Genomic DNA, 17,856 nt, shown 5'->3' with positions numbered 1-17,856 from the left:
TCAACCGGCGGCCGCCGCTGTTGCTGCCGGGTACGGCGCATCAGCATGGCGAGCCTTCTTGATTGCATCGCGAATCAGCACAAGGCCGTTCTTCGCACCAGGAATTGCACCCCTGACCATGATCAGGTTTCGCTCTTCATCCACGGCAGCGATCTCAAGGTTGAGCGTGGTAACACGCTCGTCACCCATGTGACCTGCCATCTTCTTTCCCTTGAAGACCTTGCCAGGATCCTGGCGCTGGCCTGTAGAACCGTGGGAACGGTGGCTGATGGAGACGCCGTGGGATGCTTCGAGACCTGCGAAGTTATGACGTTTCATAACACCCGCAAAACCCTTGCCCTTGCTCTGGCCCGTGACGTCAACTTTCTGCCCCACAACGAAGTGAGCAGCGGACAGCTTGGTTCCAGCTTCCAGCAGGGCGTCTTCAGAGACGCGGAACTCTGCCAGATGCTTCTTTGGCTCGACCTTGGCCCGGGCGAAATGGCCACGGTTCGCCTTGGTGACATTCTTCACCTTGGCATTACCAAGTCCGAGCTGAATGGCGGTATAGCCATCGCGCTCGTTCGTGCGGGCATCCACAACCTCGACATTGTCAAGGTGAAGGACCGTCACAGGCACATGAGTGCCATCTTCCTTAAACAGCCGGGTCATTCCCAGCTTCTTTGCAATCAATCCGGTTCGCATCGTCTGGACCTTAGAGTTTGATCTCGACGTCCACGCCAGCGGCGAGGTCGAGCTTCATGAGGGCGTCCACGGTCTGCGGGGTCGGCTCGACAATGTCGAGCAGCCGGCGGTGAGTCCGAATTTCGAACTGTTCGCGGCTTTTCTTATCCACGTGTGGCGAGCGGTTCACCGTGAACCGTTCGATATGCGTCGGCAGCGGGATCGGACCCCGAACCCGCGCACCCGTACGCTTCGCCGTGTTTACGATCTCTTTGGTGCTGTTGTCCAGCACGCGATGATCGTACGCCTTAAGGCGAATGCGGATGTTCTGGTTGTCCATGTTCTTGTTCGTCCAACTCAAAAATTCGGGTGTCGTCCTACTGCCATTGCCCCTGAAAGGGAACCCCGGTCAGAAAAAATCTGACCGGGGCTGCCAAAGCCAACAGCTAAACGCAGGACCTTAGGCGGTGATGGAAGAAACCACACCGGCACCCACGGTACGGCCGCCTTCGCGAATAGCGAAGCGCAGGCCTTCGTCCATGGCGATCGGAGCAATCAGCTCCACGTCCATGGCAACGTTATCACCCGGCATGACCATTTCCGTGCCTTCCGGCAGCGTCACGACGCCAGTGACGTCGGTCGTACGGAAATAGAACTGCGGGCGGTAGTTCGTGAAGAACGGCGTGTGACGACCGCCCTCTTCCTTCGTGAGGATATAAGCCTCAGCCTTGAAGTTCTTGTGCGGCGTGATGGAGCCGGGCTTTGCCAGAACCTGGCCACGCTCGACATCTTCACGCTTCGTGCCACGAACCAGTGCACCGATGTTGTCACCGGCTTCACCGCGATCGAGCAGCTTGCGGAACATCTCAACGCCCGTAACGGTCGTCTTGATGGTATCCTTCAGGCCGATGATCTCGACTTCGTCACCCACGTTCACGACGCCACGCTCAACACGACCCGTGACAACCGTACCACGACCCGAGATCGAGAACACGTCCTCGATCGGCATCAGGAACGGACGGTCAACCGGGCGCTCCGGCTGCGGGATGTAGGCGTCAACCTGGGTCATGAGCTCAAGCACGCGGTCTTCACCGATTGCTGCATCGCCATCTTCCAGCGTCACAAGAGCAGAGCCCTTGACGATGGGGATATCGTCGCCCGGGAACTGATAGGAAGACAGAAGTTCACGAACTTCCATTTCCACGAGTTCAAGCAGTTCCGGATCGTCAACCTGATCAACCTTGTTCAGGAAGACCACGAGGGCCGGAACGCCAACCTGACGTGCGAGCAGGATGTGCTCACGCGTCTGCGGCATCGGACCATCGGCAGCGGACACGACGAGAATCGCGCCGTCCATCTGCGCCGCACCCGTGATCATGTTCTTCACATAGTCAGCATGGCCGGGGCAGTCGACGTGAGCGTAGTGACGGTTAGCCGTCTCGTACTCAACGTGAGCCGTGGAAATGGTGATACCACGAGCGCGCTCTTCCGGAGCCTTGTCGATCTGGTCGTACGCGCTGTAGGTGGCGCCGCCGGTCTTTGCCAGCGTCTTGGTGATTGCAGCAGTCAGCGAGGTCTTGCCGTGATCGACGTGACCGATGGTGCCGATGTTGCAGTGCGGCTTCGTCCGCTCGAATTTAGCCTTTGCCATCGTCTTTCTCCAAAACCCCGCTCCACCTGGAACGGGAGTAAGACTGAAAGTTCAAACCAGTCAGTGCACGATCCCAAGATCGTGACACTGCCGGAAGCCCTTTAACCGGTTCTGATTACCAGCGATAGTGGCTGAATGCCTTGTTGGCTTCAGCCATACGGTGCGTGTCTTCGCGCTTCTTGACAGCGGAGCCACGGTTGTTGACCGCATCCATCAGTTCGTTGGACAGACGCTCCTGCATCGTGTTCTCGCCACGCTTGCGGGAGGCGTCGATCAGCCAGCGGATCGCGAGGGCCTGACGACGCTCGGTGCGGACTTCAACCGGAACCTGATAGGTTGCGCCACCGACGCGACGCGAGCGGACTTCAACCGCAGGCTTCACGTTGTCCAGAGCCGAGTGGAACATAGCCACCGGATCTGCAGTCGTGCCGCCGCGGCGGCGCATGACTTCGAGTGCACCGTAAACGATGCCCTCGGCAGTGGATTTCTTACCATCGTACATCAGCGCATTCATGAAGCGCGTAATGACGACGTCTCCGAACTTCGGATCGGGAAGGATCTCGCGCTTTACAGCGCGGTGACGGCGACTCATTCCAAATACCTCTTACTTCGGACGCTTTGCGCCGTACAGCGAACGACGCTGACGACGCTTGGCGAGACCCTGTGTATCAAGCACACCACGCAGGATGTGATAACGGACGCCAGGAAGATCCTTCACGCGGCCACCACGGATCAGAACAACACTGTGTTCCTGAAGGTTATGACCTTCACCCGGAATGTAGCTCACGACCTCATACCCGTTGGTCAGACGCACCTTGGCGACCTTACGCAGAGCGGAGTTCGGCTTCTTCGGCGTTACGGTATACACACGCGTGCAAACGCCGCGCTTCTGCGGGCAGCCCTGCAGTGCGGGGACCTTGTTCCGCTTTGCGGCCGGCTCACGGCCGTTCGCGATCAACTGGTTGATGGTCGGCATGCGCCCTTCCCAATCCTTGTCCTATTTCAGGCAGCCACATTGCTGCTTCTGCCTTGACATTTGTTCCAACCGACATGCGGTAGGACCGCCTGCCATTTCCACATCGTGAAAAGGAAACAGCCTGAACTGTTCCCTTCTCTCTCCAGCGTACGGCCTTGGCATTTTCTCCCGAGGGAAAATAGCGGCACCGCATGCGATTCTTTAAACTTCGTCGGCTTTTTCAGCCTTCCGAGAAGGCATGTGCCGAGGGCGCGGAACCTACGAAGGGTTCGGCCTCAAGTCAAGTGGTTCAGCTAAAATGGCCCGATTCTGCACGGAAAGATTCCGGAATCGGGCAAACGGGATCCCTGCCCCATCAGCGGCAGGGATCCCGTTCATCATTCTGCTGCATCTTCGACGGCTGCCGGAGACGTTCCGCCAACGCGGTGGCGGTCCTGGCTCGCAGCGATGCCCCGCAGACGGTTCATCACGCTGCCCGTTCCTGCCGGGATCAGACGCCCGACAATCACGTTCTCCTTGAGACCGTTGAGGGTATCCACCTTGCCCGACGTCGCCGCATCCGTGAGGACACGTGTGGTCTCCTGGAAGGAGGCCGCCGAGATGAAGGACTGCGTCTGGAGGGACGCCTTGGTGATGCCCTGCAGAACCGGCATGGCCCGTGCAGGCGTATCCCCGTTCTGGGTCAGACGCTGGTTTTCACCCTCGTACTCGATCCGGTCCACCGTCTCACCGATCAGGTAGGTCGAATCACCCGGCTCAAGGATTTCCACCTTCTGCAGCATCTGACGAACAATGACCTCGATATGCTTGTCATTGATCTTCACGCCCTGCAGTCGATAGACGTCCTGGATCTCGTTGACGAGATAGTCAGACAGCGCTTCAACACCCATGACCTTGAGAATGTCATGCGGCACGCGCGGACCATCGACCAGCGGATCGCCCTTCTGGACAAAGTCGCCTTCCTGAACGGAAACGTGCTTCCCCTTCGGGATGAGGTACTGGGTCTCTTCGCCCGTATCGTCATTCTTGACGATGACGCAGCGCTTCGACTTGTAGTCCTTCCCGAACTCGATGCGTCCCTCGCCTTCGGCAATGATCGCATGGTCCTTTGGACGCCGTGCCTCGAAGAGTTCTGCCACACGCGGCAGACCACCTGTAATGTCACGCGTCTTGGAGCCTTCGCGAGGAATACGGGCCAGCACGTCACCGGCATTGACCTCAACTCCGTTTTCAACCGACAGAATACTGTCCGGAGAGAGGAAGTAGCGGGCATCATTGCCGTTTGCGAGCTTGACGACGTTTCCGGAAGCATCCTTGATCTGCAGGCGTGGACGCAGATCCACACCCTTGGCTGCCTGCTTGTAATCGACGACGACCTTCGAGCTCAGACCCGTGACTTCATCCATACGCTCAACGAGCGTGATGCTGTCGATCAGGTCGAGATACTCGATGGTACCAGCCTGCTCGGTGATGATCGGCAGGGTGTACGGGTCCCACTCGGCCATCTTCTGGGTCCGCGTTACCGCTTCCCCTTCCGAGACCATCAGGCGTGCACCGTAAGGCACACGATAGCGGGCACGTTCCACACCGTTCTCATCGGTCAGCAGGATCTCGCAGTTACGCGACATCACGACCAGAACCTTCTGCGAGTTCTCGACCACGTTCCGGTTCTTGATCGTCACGATACCGTCTCGGGACGCTTCGACCATGGACTGCTCGGCACCACGCGTTGCCGCACCACCAATATGGAAGGTACGCATCGTCAGCTGGGTGCCCGGCTCACCAATAGACTGCGCAGCGATAACGCCGACCGCTTCACCAATGTTGACCGGCGTACCACGTGCCAGATCACGGCCATAGCAGTGACCACAGATCCCAACGCGGCTGTCACAGGTCAGAACGGAGCGGATATCAACACTTTCCACCCCGGACTTCTCGATGAGCTCGGCTTCAGGCTCTTCAATGAGCGTGTTGCGCGGCAGGACGATCTCCTGCGTAACCGGATGCACGACGTCCTTGGACAGCGTACGGCCCAGGATACGCTCGGACAGGGAAGCGACGACTTCGCCGCTATCCATGACCGCACGCACCGTCAGACCGCGTTCCGTACCACAATCCGGCTCAACGATGATGCAATCCTGCGCCACATCGACGAGACGACGCGTCAGATAACCCGAGTTCGCGGTCTTCAGTGCCGTATCCGCAAGACCCTTACGGGCACCGTGGCTAGACGTGAAGTAATCGAGAACCGACAGGCCTTCCTTAAAGTTCGCGATGATCGGCTGCTCGATGATCTCGCCCGAAGGCTTCACCATCAGGCCGCGCATACCGGCGAGCTGCTTCATCTGGGCCGGCGACCCACGGGCACCGGAATGGCTCATCATCCAGACCGAGTTCGTCGGCTTGCCGATAACCTGCTTGGAAATCTCCTTGAGCATCGCAGCCTGGACTTCGTCCGTGCAGCGTGACCAAGCATCCACCACCTTGTTGTAGCGCTCGCCAGCCGTGATCAGACCGTCCTGATACTGCTGCTCAAACTCCTTGACCTCTTCCGACGTCTTGCCAACCAGCGTTGCCTTGGCGTCCGGAATGATCATGTCATCCTTGCCGAAGGAAATGCCGGCGCGGGCTGCATGACGGAAACCAAGACCCATCAGACGGTCACAGAAAATCACCGCTTCCTTCTGGCCACAGTGACGATAGACCGTGTCGATCACGTCAGACACGTTCTTCTTCGTCAGCTGCTTGTTAATCAGGCTGAACGGAACAGCCTGATGCTTCGGCAGAATCTGGGCAATCAGCGCACGACCCGGAGTCGTCACGATCATCTGACGCACGGGCTTGCCAGCTGCATCGACCGTTTCCAGACGCAGACGGATCTTGTCATGCAGCTGAAGCGAACCCGAAAGCATGGCGCTCTCGATTTCGGCAACGTTCGAATAGGCCGACGGGGCAGCCCTGACGATCTTGCCATCCTTGATGACAGCCTCATCCGGCGTCTCGCGGTATTCCGGAACTTCAAGGCTCAGGTAATACAGACCCAGAACGATATCCTGGGACGGCACGATGATCGGCTTGCCGTTTGCGGGGCTGAGGATGTTGTTTGTCGACATCATCAGCACACGGGCTTCAAGCTGGGCTTCAAGCGACAGCGGCACGTGAACGGCCATCTGATCGCCGTCGAAGTCAGCGTTGAATGCGGTGCAGACCAGCGGGTGAAGCTGAATGGCCTTGCCTTCGATCAGCGTCGGCTCGAACGCCTGGATACCCAGACGGTGAAGTGTCGGTGCGCGGTTCAGCATGACCGGATGCTCGCGGATCACCTCTTCGAGGATATCCCAGACTTCCGGACGCTCTTTTTCCACCATGCGCTTTGCAGCCTTGATGGTGGTGGCGTGACCGTACTTCTCAAGCTTCGAGTAGATGAACGGCTTGAACAGTTCGAGCGCCATCTTCTTCGGAAGGCCGCACTGATGCAGCTTCAGTTCCGGACCAACCACGATGACCGAACGGCCAGAGTAATCGACGCGCTTTCCAAGCAGGTTCTGACGGAAACGTCCCTGCTTGCCCTTCAGCATGTCAGACAGCGACTTCAGCGGACGCTTGTTGGCACCCGTGATGGCGCGGCCACGACGGCCGTTGTCGAACAGGGCGTCAACAGCTTCCTGCAACATGCGCTTTTCGTTGCGGACAATGATGTCCGGCGCACGTAGCTCGATCAGCCGCTTCAGACGGTTGTTACGGTTGATGACGCGACGATACAGATCGTTCAGATCGGACGTTGCGAAACGGCCACCATCGAGCGGCACGAGCGGACGCAGTTCCGGCGGAATGACCGGAACGATGTCCATGATCATCCAGTCAGGGCGCGAACCGCTTTCCACGAACGCTTCGACGAGCTTCAGACGCTTGACGAGCTTTTTGCGCGCGGCTTCCGAAGTCGCCTTGCGCAGCTTCTTACGCATCATGGTCTTCTCGGAATCGCCTTCCATGACTTCAGCGTCATAGTCGAACGGATCCGGCAGACCCTTTTCCTTTGCCGCAAGGCTCAGATCGCGTTCCTGGTCATTCGGAATGCCCCAGTCGTAGCTGGAGAGCGCGCGCTTGATGGCCTCTGCACCGATTCCGACGTCGATGCCTGCATCAGGATATTCATCCAGCAGGTCTTCGCAGCGGATTTCGTCCAGAAGATACTGGTCGCGCTTCTTGCCGTTCTTGTAGGAGTCGATCTGATCCGATTCACAGACGCCCTTGTCGAGAATCAGGAACTTTTCGAAATACAGAACCGGCTCGACGTCCTTGAGCGGCATGTCCAGCATCGTGGCGATGCGGCTTGGCAGGGACTTCAGGAACCAGATATGCGCAACAGGCGACGCCAGCTCGATATGTCCCATGCGCTCGCGGCGCACCTTGGCCAGCGTGACTTCAACGCCACACTTTTCGCAGACAATACCGCGGAACTTCATCCGCTTGTACTTGCCGCAAAGGCACTCGTAATCCTTGATCGGACCAAAGATACGAGCACAGAACAGGCCGTCACGCTCAGGCTTGAACGTCCGGTAGTTGATGGTCTCCGGCTTCTTGATTTCGCCGTAAGACCATGACCGCACCTGCTCGCTGGAAGCGAGCTGGATCTTGATCTGGTCGAAGGTCACCGACTGGCCGGTCTGACCCAGGATCTTCATGAGTTCGTTCATGCGCCGAAACCCCAATGTGTACCGCGGCGTCCCGCGGACACCTTAAAAATGAACCGTGGCGAGAAGGAGAGAGCGGGCAATTAAGACCCGCTCTGCTCGAGTTCGACATTCAGGCCGAGCGACTTCAGTTCCTTGATCAGAACGTTGAAGCTCTCCGGAATGCCGGCTTCGAAATCGTCCTGCTCACGAACGATTGCCTCGTAGACCTTGGTACGGCCGGACACGTCATCCGACTTCACCGTCAGCATTTCCTGCAGCGTGTAGGCTGCACCGTATGCTTCAAGGGCCCACACTTCCATTTCACCAAAGCGCTGACCACCGAACTGCGCCTTACCACCCAGCGGCTGCTGCGTGACGAGCGAGTAAGGACCGATCGAACGGGCATGGATCTTGTCATCGACAAGGTGATGCAGCTTCAGCATGTAGATGTAACCAACCGTCGTCTGGCGCTCGAAGAGCTCACCCGTACGACCGTCGATCAGCTGGGACTGACCCGACTTGTTGACACCAGCCTTCTCGAGCATCTCTTCGATGTCGGGAATCGAGGCACCGTCGAACACCGGCGTTGCGATCGGCAGACCCTTGCGAAGATTGTTCGCAAGCTCGATCAGCTGTTCGTTCGGCAGCGTTGCGATGTCGTCATTGAAGATCACGTCTCCATAGACTTCATGCAGACGGTCAAGCAATACCTGCTTGCGTTCGCCGGTCCGCTGATACTCGTCGACCATATCGCCGATGCTTGCACCGATATTGGCACAGGCCCAGCCAAGATGGGTTTCAAGGATCTGACCGATGTTCATGCGCGACGGCACACCCAGCGGGTTCAGAACGATATCAACAGCCTGACCATTCTCAAGGAACGGCATGTCCTCAACCGGAACAACGCGGGAGACGACACCCTTGTTACCGTGACGACCGGCCATCTTGTCACCCGGCTGAAGCTTGCGCTTCACGGCAACAAAGACCTTGACCATCTTCATCACGCCAGGCGGCAGCTCGTCACCGCGCTGCAGCTTCTCTACCTTGCTGTCGAAACGCGCATCGATGCGACGGGTCGCTTCCTTGAACTCACCACGAAGCTTTTCAAGCTCCGACATGACGTCATCGGAAGCTACCGTAATGCTGGACCAGGTCGCGCGATGATGCTCGTCAAGAACCTCTTCCGTGATCGGCGTTCCCGAGCGGAGGCCCTTGAAGCCTGCCCCGGCGGTCTGACCGACGAGACGCTCACGAAGACGGTTATAGAAGCTGCGCTCCTGAATGCCGCGTTCATCGTCGCGATCCTTGGTGAGGCGCTCGATCTCAGCGCGCTCGATCGCCATGGCGCGCTCGTCCTTGTCCACGCCACGACGGGAGAAGACGCGAACGTCGACAATCGTACCTGTCGTGCCTGGCGGCAGCTTCAGAGAGGTATCACGGACGTCGGAAGCCTTTTCACCGAAGATGGCGCGCAGAAGCTTCTCTTCCGGCGTCATCGGGCTTTCACCCTTCGGCGTCACCTTGCCAACGAGAATGTCACCCGGGTTCACTTCCGCACCAACATACACAATGCCGGCTTCGTCGAGGTTGCGCAGGGCTTCCTCGCCAACATTCGGAATGTCGCGCGTGATTTCTTCCTGACCCAGCTTCGTATCGCGGGCCATGACTTCGAACTCTTCGATGTGGATCGAAGTGAAGACGTCATCACGGGCAATACGCTCGGAGATCAGAATGGAATCTTCGAAGTTGTAACCGTTCCAGGGCATGAACGCGACGAGCACGTTACGACCCAGAGCCAGTTCACCAAGCTCGGTGGACGGACCGTCAGCGATGATGTCGCCTGCATGAACCGTGTCACCAACCTTCACCAGCGGCCGCTGGTTGATGCAGGTGGACTGGTTGGAACGCATGTACTTGCGCAGACGATAGATATCCACGCCCTGCGTTGCACCAACCTCGTCCGTGGCACGAACCACGATACGGGCACCGTCGATCTGGTCGATCACACCACGGCGCTTGGCCACGATGGTCGCACCCGAGTCATGCGCAACCGCAGCTTCCATGCCGGTACCGACCAGCGGGGCATCAGCCTTCACCAGCGGCACAGCCTGACGCTGCATGTTCGCGCCCATCAGTGCGCGGTTGGCGTCATCGTTCTCAAGGAACGGAATGAGCGCGGCAGCGACAGAAACAAGCTGCTTCGGCGAAACGTCGCAGGCTGTGACCTGCTCCGGAGGGACAACACGGAAGTCACCCGAACGACGAACGGAAACAAGCTCATCCGTCAGACGACCCTGATCGTCCTGCTTGGCATCAGCCTGGGCAACAACGAGCTTTTCTTCTTCCATGGCGGAAAGATATTTCCAGCCATCCTGAAGAACGCCCTCTTCCACCAGACGATACGGCGTCTCGATGAAGCCGTACTTGTTCACCTTGGCGTAGGTCGACAGCGAGTTGATCAGACCGATGTTCGGGCCTTCCGGCGTCTCGATCGGGCAGATACGGCCGTAATGCGTCGGGTGAACGTCACGGACTTCGAAGCCTGCGCGCTCACGGGTCAGACCGCCCGGGCCAAGCGCCGAAAGACGACGCTTGTGCGTCACTTCGGAAAGTGGGTTGGTCTGATCCATGAACTGGCTGAGCTGCGAGGAGCCGAAGAACTCACGCACCGCAGCAGCAGCAGGCTTCGCATTGATCAGGTCATGCGGCATGACCGTATCGATGTCGACAGACCCCATACGCTCGCGGATGGCGCGCTCCATACGGAGGAGGCCAACGCGATACTGGTTTTCCATCAGTTCGCCGACGGAGCGGACACGACGGTTACCGAGGTTATCGATATCGTCGATCTGGCCGCGGCCGTCTTTCAGCTCGCACATGATCTTGATGGTGCGCAGGATATCTTCCTTGCGCAGAACGCGCAGGGTATCCGGCGCATCGACATCAAGACGCATGTTCATCTTCACACGGCCAACCGCGGAAAGATCATAGCGGCCCTGGTCAAAGAACAGACCATGGAACATGGCTTCTGCCGTTTCCTTGGTCGGCGGCTCGCCGGGACGCATAATGCGATAGATGTCGATCAGGGCCTCATCACGGCAACTGTTCTTGTCGGCAGCCAGCGTGTTGCGGATCCAGGGACCATGCGAGCCGTCCACGGACAGCAGCGGAAGCTCCGTGATGCCCATTTCTTCAAGCGCAGCCAGACGGTCTTCGGTCAGCTCTTCGCCTGCTTCACCGTAGATCTCGCCGGTGTTCTCGTTCACGAGATCATAGGCAAGGAAGCGGCCAAGGATATCGAGACGACCGACCTGCACGACGCGGGTCTTTTCCGCGATCTTGCGAACCATACGGGCGGTCAGCTTGGCATCAGCCTCAGCAACCACTTCGCCGGTGTCGGCATCAACCAGTGGGCTGAGCAGCTTCAGGCCACGGAATGCGTCGGGATCGAACGGACGGGCCCACTCGCCACCCAGACGGGTGAATGGCACAGTCTGGTAGAAGTAGGATAGGATTTCATCCTGATCCATTCCACGAACATCGAGACCCTCAACGTCGCCACCATCAATGATCTTCTGATCACGCTGCGCGAGGTAGCTCGAACCTTCAAGCGCATACAGAAGTGTCGTGACAGGAAGCTTGCGCTTGCGATCGATACGGACATAAATCAGATCCTTGGCATCGAACTCGAAATCGAGCCAGGAACCGCGATACGGAATGACGCGGGCAGCGAAAAGATACTTACCCGAAGAATGCGTCTTGCCCTTGTCGTGATCGAAGAACACGCCCGGACTACGATGCATCTGCGAGACAATGACACGCTCGGTGCCATTGATGATGAAGGTGCCGTTATCGGTCATGAGCGGCATGTCGCCCATGTAAACCGGCTGTTCCTTCATATCGTGGATCGAGCGCGAGCCCGTATCCTCGTCGATATCCCATGTCGTCAGACGAAGAATGACCTTCAGCGGCGCTGCATAGGTCAGACCACGCTGAATGCATTCTTCGACGTCATATTTCGGATCTTCGAATTCGTAGGACATGAAGTCCAGACGGCCGCGACCCGCAAAATCGTTGATCGGAAAAACCGAACGGAAAACTTCCTGAAGGCCGGCATCCTGCCGGCTGTCAGGGCTTACGTTCATCTGCAGGAATGCCTCATAGGAGGCGCGCTGCACGTCGATCAAATTGGGCATCGGCGCAATTTCGGGAATGCGCCCGAAACTTTTGCGGATCCTTTTGCGTCCCGTGAACGATTTGGTGATCGCGTTCATCTATTCTGCCCTCTGCACCAGACCTTCGAGTCGCCCGTAAACTGTGCCGGAGAACTGGCCCCTGCATGGCGGACGACCGGAACGACCGGCCATTATGAAATTTTCCGTACGTGGCGAGCCGCGCACTATACGCCCATTCTGCTCCAACGGCAAATCGGGCGGGAACCGCATGCGATCCCCGCCCTCTCTGTCTGCCAGGCAGAGGCTGCCCCGCGAACGGGACAGCCTGAAGTCAGTGAATTACTTGACTTCGACCTTGGCGCCTGCGTCTTCCAGGGACTTCTTGATCTTGGCAGCTTCGTCCTTGGACGCGCCTTCCTTGACGGTCTTCGGTGCGCCTTCGACCAGGTCCTTGGCTTCCTTCAGGCCCAGACCCGTGATCGCACGGACTTCCTTAATCACGTTGATCTTCTTGTCGCCGGCGTCAGCCAGAACAACCGTGAATTCGGTCTGCTCTTCAGCAGGAGCAGCAGCAGCACCAGCAGCAGCAGCAACTGCAACCGGAGCAGCAGCGGAAACGCCCCACTTCTCTTCGAGCATCTTGGAAAGTTCTGCAGCTTCCAGAACGGTCAGAGCGGACAGCTCTTCAACAATCTTTGCCAGATCGGCCATGGTCTTATCCTAAATTGATGTACTGTTGATCAGGTTCAGGCCTACGCCGCAGCGCGGGCCATCATTCTCAGGCGGCTTCTGCTTCGCCGGCCTTGGCATAGGCACCAAAGACGCGAGCAAGCTGGCCAGCCGGCGCCTGGACAACACCTGCGATACGCGTTGCGGGGGTATTGATCATACCCACCAGCTTTGCGCGCAGCTCGTCCAGCGACGGCAGCTCGGCAAGGGCCTTGATTCCGTCGACGCCAAGCGTCTGGGAACCCAGGGCGCCACCAAGCACCACCAGTTTGTCATTCGTCTTGGCGAACTCGACGATCACTTTTGCTACTGATGCAGGATCCTCAGACCACGCAAGCGCGGTCGGTCCCTTGAGCAGCGGCGCGATGCCGTCGAATTGGGTCCCATCCAGAGCACGGCTGGCCAGCCGGTTCTTCGCAACCTTGTATGTCGCTCCTGCCGCACGAATGCGTCGACGCAGTTCCGTCACATCGGCAACCGTCAGACCCTTGTTCTGGGTGACGACAACCATGGACGTGCTGCCAAACACATCGGCGAGGAACTCAACAAAGGCCCGTTTATCCGTACGGTCCAAAACCTGTCTCCTCGTCAGCCCGACTTGCGCCGGACCAGGTTACCCATGGAACCTTCTCTTTCGAGACGGTTCCGCTCGCCTGTCCACAGAAGTGAGCGAACCCAGCACATCGCAGCAGAGCCACTGAATACTGTCGCCCCGTCTGACGCCCGCGATCCCGAAAGATCCTTAAGGCCCCGAAGGTCCACGTGCGGTCTTGGACAGGTTTGGAAGCAGCCTGCAAGCAGGCTACCCCTTAGCCATCACGCCCGAAGGCGCAACGTCATTTCGTGGAGGTCTTTCCCAGAAGGAAGACCTCCTGTCAATCAGGCTTCGAAGCTCGAAACGTCAACGCGAACGCCCGGACCCATCGTGGAAGACAGGGCTGCCTTCTTCAGATACGTACCCTTGGCACCCGTCGGACGAGCCTTCTGAACGGCATCGACCAGAGCGTTGATGTTCTCAACCAGCTTGTCTTCACCGAAGGAAGCCTTGCCGACGCCTGCATGGATGATACCGGCCTTCTCGGCGCGATATTCAACCTGACCGGACTTGGCTGCCGTAATGGCACCCTTGACGTCCATGGTCACCGTGCCGAGACGCGGGTTCGGCATCAGACCACGCGGGCCGAGGATCTTACCCAGACGACCAACGAGAGCCATCATGTCCGGCGTCGCGATGCAGCGGTCGAAATTGATTTCGCCAGCCTGGATCTTTTCAGCCAGATCTTCCGCACCGACAACTTCCGCACCAGCGGCCAGGGCCTCTTCAGCCTTGGGGCCACGGGCGAAAACGCCAACGCGAAGGGTCTTGCCCGTTCCGTTCGGCAGGGAGATCAGACCACGGACCATCTGGTCAGCATGACGCGGGTCAATGCCGAGGTTCAGCGAGATTTCGATCGTCTCGTCGAACTTTGCCTTGGCGTTGCTCTTTACGAGAGCAACAGCCTCGGTCAGGCCGTACGGCTTGTTACGCTCGACAGTTGCCTGTGCGGCGTTCAGACGCTTGTTCTTGGCCATGATATCAGCCCTCCACCACGTTCAGGCCCATCGACTTGGCGGAACCGGCGAGCATGCGCACGGCGCCATCAAGATCGTTGGCGTTCATGTCCTTGAACTTCGTCTCAGCAATCTCGCGAAGCTGAGCCGTCGTCACGGAACCAACCGCAGCGGACTTGCCGACCGTCTGGCTACCCTTGGAAATCTTGGCAGCCTTCAGCAGGAAGTACGTGTTCGGCGGCGTCTTCGTGATGAAGGAGAACGTGCGATCCGCATAGGCGGTGATGACCACCGGGATCGGCATGCCGGGCTCGAGCTGCTGGGTCTTGGCGTTGAACTCCTTGCAGAACTGCATGATGTTCAGGCCGCGCTGACCCAGAGCCGGACCAACCGGCGGAGAAGGATTGGCTTTACCAGCCGGGATCTGAAGCTTGATGTAGCCAACAACTTTTTTGGCCATATCCGGGACTCCCCTGTTTTGTCGTTCCCGAACCGCGGTTCAACGGAGTCGGCCAAGCCGGCTCCTCCCGCGTTCGAATTGAGGCGGACCCCTAGACCAGTTAAGGCTGCCCCGTCAAGCCTTGCGGGACATTCGCCGACAGATGATCTCCGCGCAGATCATTGTCCAGCGGGGACGCATGATTGTCGATGCCATTCACAGACTTCGGAGTACGCAGGCCATTGTACTGCAGCGGTCCAAACGGATCGATCTGCTTGACACCCGGCAGGTCACTGGCACTCCAGCCCCCGCCCAGAGCACGCACCAGACGTACAGAGGACTGAACCTGCGCCGTCTGGACCTCGACCTCCGCCAGACGTGCCTGAAGCGCATCCTGCTGAGCTACAAGCGCATCAAGATAATTCGACAGCCCGCCGGTATAGAGCGCCATGGTCATGCTCTGAGTCCGCAGCGCGGCCTCCACGGCCTTCTGCTGCTGATCCTGGGAAATCTTGAACTGGCGTGTCTGCGTCAGGCCGTCCTCGACGTCCTGAAACGCAGACAGGACGACAGAACGGTAGTTGTCCACCATTCCCCGATACTGCGACCAGGAACGCTGCAGCGCCGCGCGCCGCAAACCACCGGTGAACGCTGGCTCGACCGCCTGAACCGCGATCTTCCAGAAGGCCCGCGAAATACTGGCAAGATCGAACCCCCCGTCTTCGAAACCACCCTCTGCACTGAAGGTGATGTGCGGATAAAACGCAGCGCGCGAGACACCGATCGCACGGGCCGAAGCCGCCATCTGTCGCTCGGCAATTGCGATGTCAGGACGGCGCTCCAGCAGGGACGCGGGCAGGCCGGCATTGATCTTCACGACCCCGAAATGCATTTTCACGTCCTGAACGGGCGCAATATGAAAACCGGCCGGAGCAGTATTCAGCAGAACCGCGATGGCATGTTCCATGACATTACGCCGGGCAATCAGATTGCTCTTGGCCGCCTGCGCCGAATAAAGCTGCGTTTCTGCACGTGAGACATCCAGTCCGGCGCCAATCGAACCTGCCTGACGCAGCTCCGTGATTTCAACTGCTGCATGGAAGTAGCGAATTGAATCATCATACACCGCATTCTGGGCATCAAGTCCGCGCAGGGCGATGTAGTCGGACGCGAGCTCGGCTTCCAGGCTCAGCCGCGCCAGCGCATACTGACCTGCTGACGCCTGCGCGAGGTTCTTCTGCATCCGCGTGGTGTTACGGATGGAATCCCAGAAATCCGGCTCCCAGGTCGCAGCACCGCTATAGGCCTGATTGGACTCATAGACGAGACTGCTGCTCGTGGCCGGGTTGTTATACAACCGGCCAAGAGATCCCTTGTTGTCGCTCATGTGAGCCGCACCAGTGACCTGGGGATAAAGACGGCTTTCCGTCTCACGGGCCACATCACGCGCCTGCGTAAAGGCTTCCGCCTGCGCCTGCAGATCAGGATTAACCGCCAGCATGCGCTTTTCGAGCCCATCAAGAATGGGATCGTTGAACATGGTCCACCAATCGCTGCGGACAGCCCCATCCGAGGGCTGCGCGTTGACCATCAGCCCCTTCCCTTCCCATCCTTCGGGATAGAGAAATTTCTGGGGATGATATTCGGGCGCCAGATCACATGAGGTCAGCCCAATCGAAAGCACGCCAGCCAGGGCCGTTGTGATTCGCCATCCTGAGCAGTTACGTCTGGAAGAAGCCATGGCGGATGGAGATGACGGGCGCGGGGATGACTGGGAACATTCCGGTTTCATCAGCGAGATCCGGCCTCCTCAGGGTTTGCATCATGCTGCGCCTTGCTCGGCGTATTGTATCCCGGTGTCGTCGGGACGATCTTGACTTCATCCCCTTCCAGCAGATCAGCCGTAGGGTTGGCAACCACACGGTCGTCTTTTGTAATACCGCTAAGGATCTGGACTGTCGTCCCGAAGTTGATGCCAACGGTCACATTGACCAGATGGGCATGGTTATTGATGACCTTGGCGACCTGCGACCCTTCAGCCCGAAAAATGATCGAGCCTTCCGGCAGAATCAGGATGTTCGGATTGCCCGGAGCCGAAATATGAGCCGTCGCATAGGAATTCGGCCACAGCAGATTGTCTGAGTTATCCAGCGTCAACTCGGTTGTAACCGTGCGGGTCGCAGCATTGAATGCATTTGCCGTCGCGAGGAACGTCGCCCGGAAGCGGCTTCCAGGATACTGCGGCACCGTCAACTCAGCTTCGATCTTTGGTGAAATAACGCTGGCGAAATCCTGTGGCACGGAGACAAACACACGCATCCGGTGAACATCAGCGACGGAGAAGAGCTCGGAAGCCGTACCCCGTGAATTGACGTTGCCACCGCCTGCATTCACGTAATCGCCTACGTTCACCAGTCGCGATGTCACGATCCCGTCGAAAGGCGCTACAATCTTCTTGAAGTCTTCAAGAGCCTGGAAGCGGTCCACATCGTGACGCGCTGCCTCAAGTTCGGCTTTCTGCGCTGCAGCGTTGGCAGCCTGCACGTCCACTTCCTGACGGGACACGGCCTGCGTTCCCTTCAACGCCGTCCAGCGCTGGGTCGTGATCACGGCCAGATTGTAACGCGCCAGAATGACATTGTAATGCGCTTTGGCAGCTTCGAACTGGGCATCAATGCTTGGCGTACTGATTTCCGCAAGAACATCGCCACGTTTCACATGCGCGCCGTAATCCTTGTACCACATCTTCACATAGCCCGAGACCTGCGCGTAGATCGGCGCCTCATACCAGGCAGCAAGATTGGCCGGCAGATCGACCTGCCGGGTCTTGGGACCCGGCTGCGGCGCAATAAGCGTCACAGGCGGAATGGCGGCTTCGTCAGTAGCGCCCGTCAGGGAATGATAATGCGCTCCCCGTTGCACAATCCCCCAGGCCGCCAACGCGATCGCCAGCAGGATCACCACCAGCAGGATGAGCTTGCCACGCGTTCCTGAAC

General features: G+C 58.5%; 13 protein-coding genes. All 13 read right to left on the bottom strand.

Annotated features, from left to right (window positions below; translation table 11 throughout):
• The 13 genes from rplC to JK202_RS04150 all read right to left on the bottom strand — a co-directional run bounded on the left by rplC (window position 1) and on the right by JK202_RS04150 (window position 17,833).
• Window positions 1-684 (bottom strand): 50S ribosomal protein L3, encoded by a 684-nt coding sequence (gene rplC / locus JK202_RS04210; RefSeq protein WP_211558518.1) that lies wholly within the window; start codon window positions 682-684, stop codon window positions 1-3.
• A 10-nt stretch (window positions 685-694) separates the two neighbouring features.
• Complete coding sequence (rpsJ, locus tag JK202_RS04205) at window positions 695-1,003, bottom strand: 30S ribosomal protein S10 (protein WP_007282720.1); 309 nt, start codon at window positions 1,001-1,003, stop codon at window positions 695-697.
• Window positions 1,004-1,123: 120 nt separating this feature from the next.
• Complete coding sequence (tuf, locus tag JK202_RS04200) at window positions 1,124-2,314, bottom strand: elongation factor Tu (protein ID WP_211558516.1); 1,191 nt, start codon at window positions 2,312-2,314, stop codon at window positions 1,124-1,126.
• Window positions 2,315-2,429: 115 nt separating this feature from the next.
• Complete coding sequence (gene rpsG / locus JK202_RS04195) at window positions 2,430-2,906, bottom strand: 30S ribosomal protein S7 (protein WP_211558514.1); 477 nt, start codon at window positions 2,904-2,906, stop codon at window positions 2,430-2,432.
• 12 nt (window positions 2,907-2,918) lie between these two features.
• On the bottom strand, window positions 2,919-3,290 hold the full coding sequence (gene rpsL / locus JK202_RS04190) for a 30S ribosomal protein S12 (protein WP_011251969.1): 372 nt from the start codon (window positions 3,288-3,290) through the stop codon (window positions 2,919-2,921).
• 377 nt (window positions 3,291-3,667) lie between these two features.
• On the bottom strand, window positions 3,668-7,987 hold the full coding sequence (gene rpoC / locus JK202_RS04185; RefSeq protein ID WP_211558512.1) for a DNA-directed RNA polymerase subunit beta': 4,320 nt from the start codon (window positions 7,985-7,987) through the stop codon (window positions 3,668-3,670).
• Between the two features lie 80 nt (window positions 7,988-8,067).
• The gene (gene rpoB / locus JK202_RS04180) at window positions 8,068-12,240 is read right to left on the bottom strand and encodes a DNA-directed RNA polymerase subunit beta (protein WP_211558510.1); all 4,173 of its coding nucleotides are present in this window, start codon (window positions 12,238-12,240) and stop codon (window positions 8,068-8,070) included.
• Window positions 12,241-12,480: 240 nt separating this feature from the next.
• Complete coding sequence (gene rplL / locus JK202_RS04175) at window positions 12,481-12,852, bottom strand: 50S ribosomal protein L7/L12 (RefSeq protein ID WP_211558508.1); 372 nt, start codon at window positions 12,850-12,852, stop codon at window positions 12,481-12,483.
• Window positions 12,853-12,919: 67 nt separating this feature from the next.
• Window positions 12,920-13,444, bottom strand: a complete 525-nt coding sequence (rplJ, locus tag JK202_RS04170) for a 50S ribosomal protein L10 (RefSeq protein ID WP_211558506.1) — start codon at window positions 13,442-13,444, stop codon at window positions 12,920-12,922.
• 305 nt (window positions 13,445-13,749) lie between these two features.
• Window positions 13,750-14,442 (bottom strand): 50S ribosomal protein L1, encoded by a 693-nt coding sequence (gene rplA, locus JK202_RS04165; RefSeq protein WP_211558504.1) that lies wholly within the window; start codon window positions 14,440-14,442, stop codon window positions 13,750-13,752.
• A 4-nt stretch (window positions 14,443-14,446) separates the two neighbouring features.
• Window positions 14,447-14,881, bottom strand: coding sequence for a 50S ribosomal protein L11 (gene rplK, locus JK202_RS04160; RefSeq protein WP_211558502.1), 435 nt, complete (start codon window positions 14,879-14,881; stop codon window positions 14,447-14,449).
• Window positions 14,882-14,981: 100 nt separating this feature from the next.
• Window positions 14,982-16,601, bottom strand: a complete 1,620-nt coding sequence (locus tag JK202_RS04155; protein WP_211558500.1) for an efflux transporter outer membrane subunit — start codon at window positions 16,599-16,601, stop codon at window positions 14,982-14,984.
• Between the two features lie 50 nt (window positions 16,602-16,651).
• The gene (locus JK202_RS04150; RefSeq protein WP_408872139.1) at window positions 16,652-17,833 is read right to left on the bottom strand and encodes an efflux RND transporter periplasmic adaptor subunit; all 1,182 of its coding nucleotides are present in this window, start codon (window positions 17,831-17,833) and stop codon (window positions 16,652-16,654) included.
• Between the last annotated feature and the right edge of the window lie 23 nt (window positions 17,834-17,856).

Origin of the sequence: Gluconobacter sp. Dm-62, assembly GCF_018256155.1 — a bacterium.
In the GTDB taxonomy this organism is placed as follows: Bacteria; Pseudomonadota; Alphaproteobacteria; order Acetobacterales; family Acetobacteraceae; genus Gluconobacter.
This window is presented reverse-complemented; position numbering and strand designations above follow the sequence as displayed.

Excerpts from the sequence above, each read along its gene's own strand:
- rplC (WP_211558518.1), bottom strand. The coding sequence starts at position 684 with ATGCGAACCGGATTGATTGCAAAGAAGCTGGGAATGACCCGGCTGTTT.
- rpsJ (WP_007282720.1), bottom strand. The coding sequence starts at position 1,003 with ATGGACAACCAGAACATCCGCATTCGCCTTAAGGCGTACGATCATCGC.
- tuf (WP_211558516.1), bottom strand. The coding sequence starts at position 2,314 with ATGGCAAAGGCTAAATTCGAGCGGACGAAGCCGCACTGCAACATCGGC.
- rpsG (WP_211558514.1), bottom strand. The coding sequence starts at position 2,906 with ATGAGTCGCCGTCACCGCGCTGTAAAGCGCGAGATCCTTCCCGATCCG.
- rpsL (WP_011251969.1), bottom strand. The coding sequence starts at position 3,290 with ATGCCGACCATCAACCAGTTGATCGCGAACGGCCGTGAGCCGGCCGCA.
- rpoC (WP_211558512.1), bottom strand. The coding sequence starts at position 7,987 with ATGAACGAACTCATGAAGATCCTGGGTCAGACCGGCCAGTCGGTGACC.
- rpoB (WP_211558510.1), bottom strand. The coding sequence starts at position 12,240 with ATGAACGCGATCACCAAATCGTTCACGGGACGCAAAAGGATCCGCAAA.
- rplL (WP_211558508.1), bottom strand. The coding sequence starts at position 12,852 with ATGGCCGATCTGGCAAAGATTGTTGAAGAGCTGTCCGCTCTGACCGTT.
- rplA (WP_211558504.1), bottom strand. The coding sequence starts at position 14,442 with ATGGCCAAGAACAAGCGTCTGAACGCCGCACAGGCAACTGTCGAGCGT.
- rplK (WP_211558502.1), bottom strand. The coding sequence starts at position 14,881 with ATGGCCAAAAAAGTTGTTGGCTACATCAAGCTTCAGATCCCGGCTGGT.
- JK202_RS04155 (WP_211558500.1), bottom strand. The coding sequence starts at position 16,601 with ATGGCTTCTTCCAGACGTAACTGCTCAGGATGGCGAATCACAACGGCC.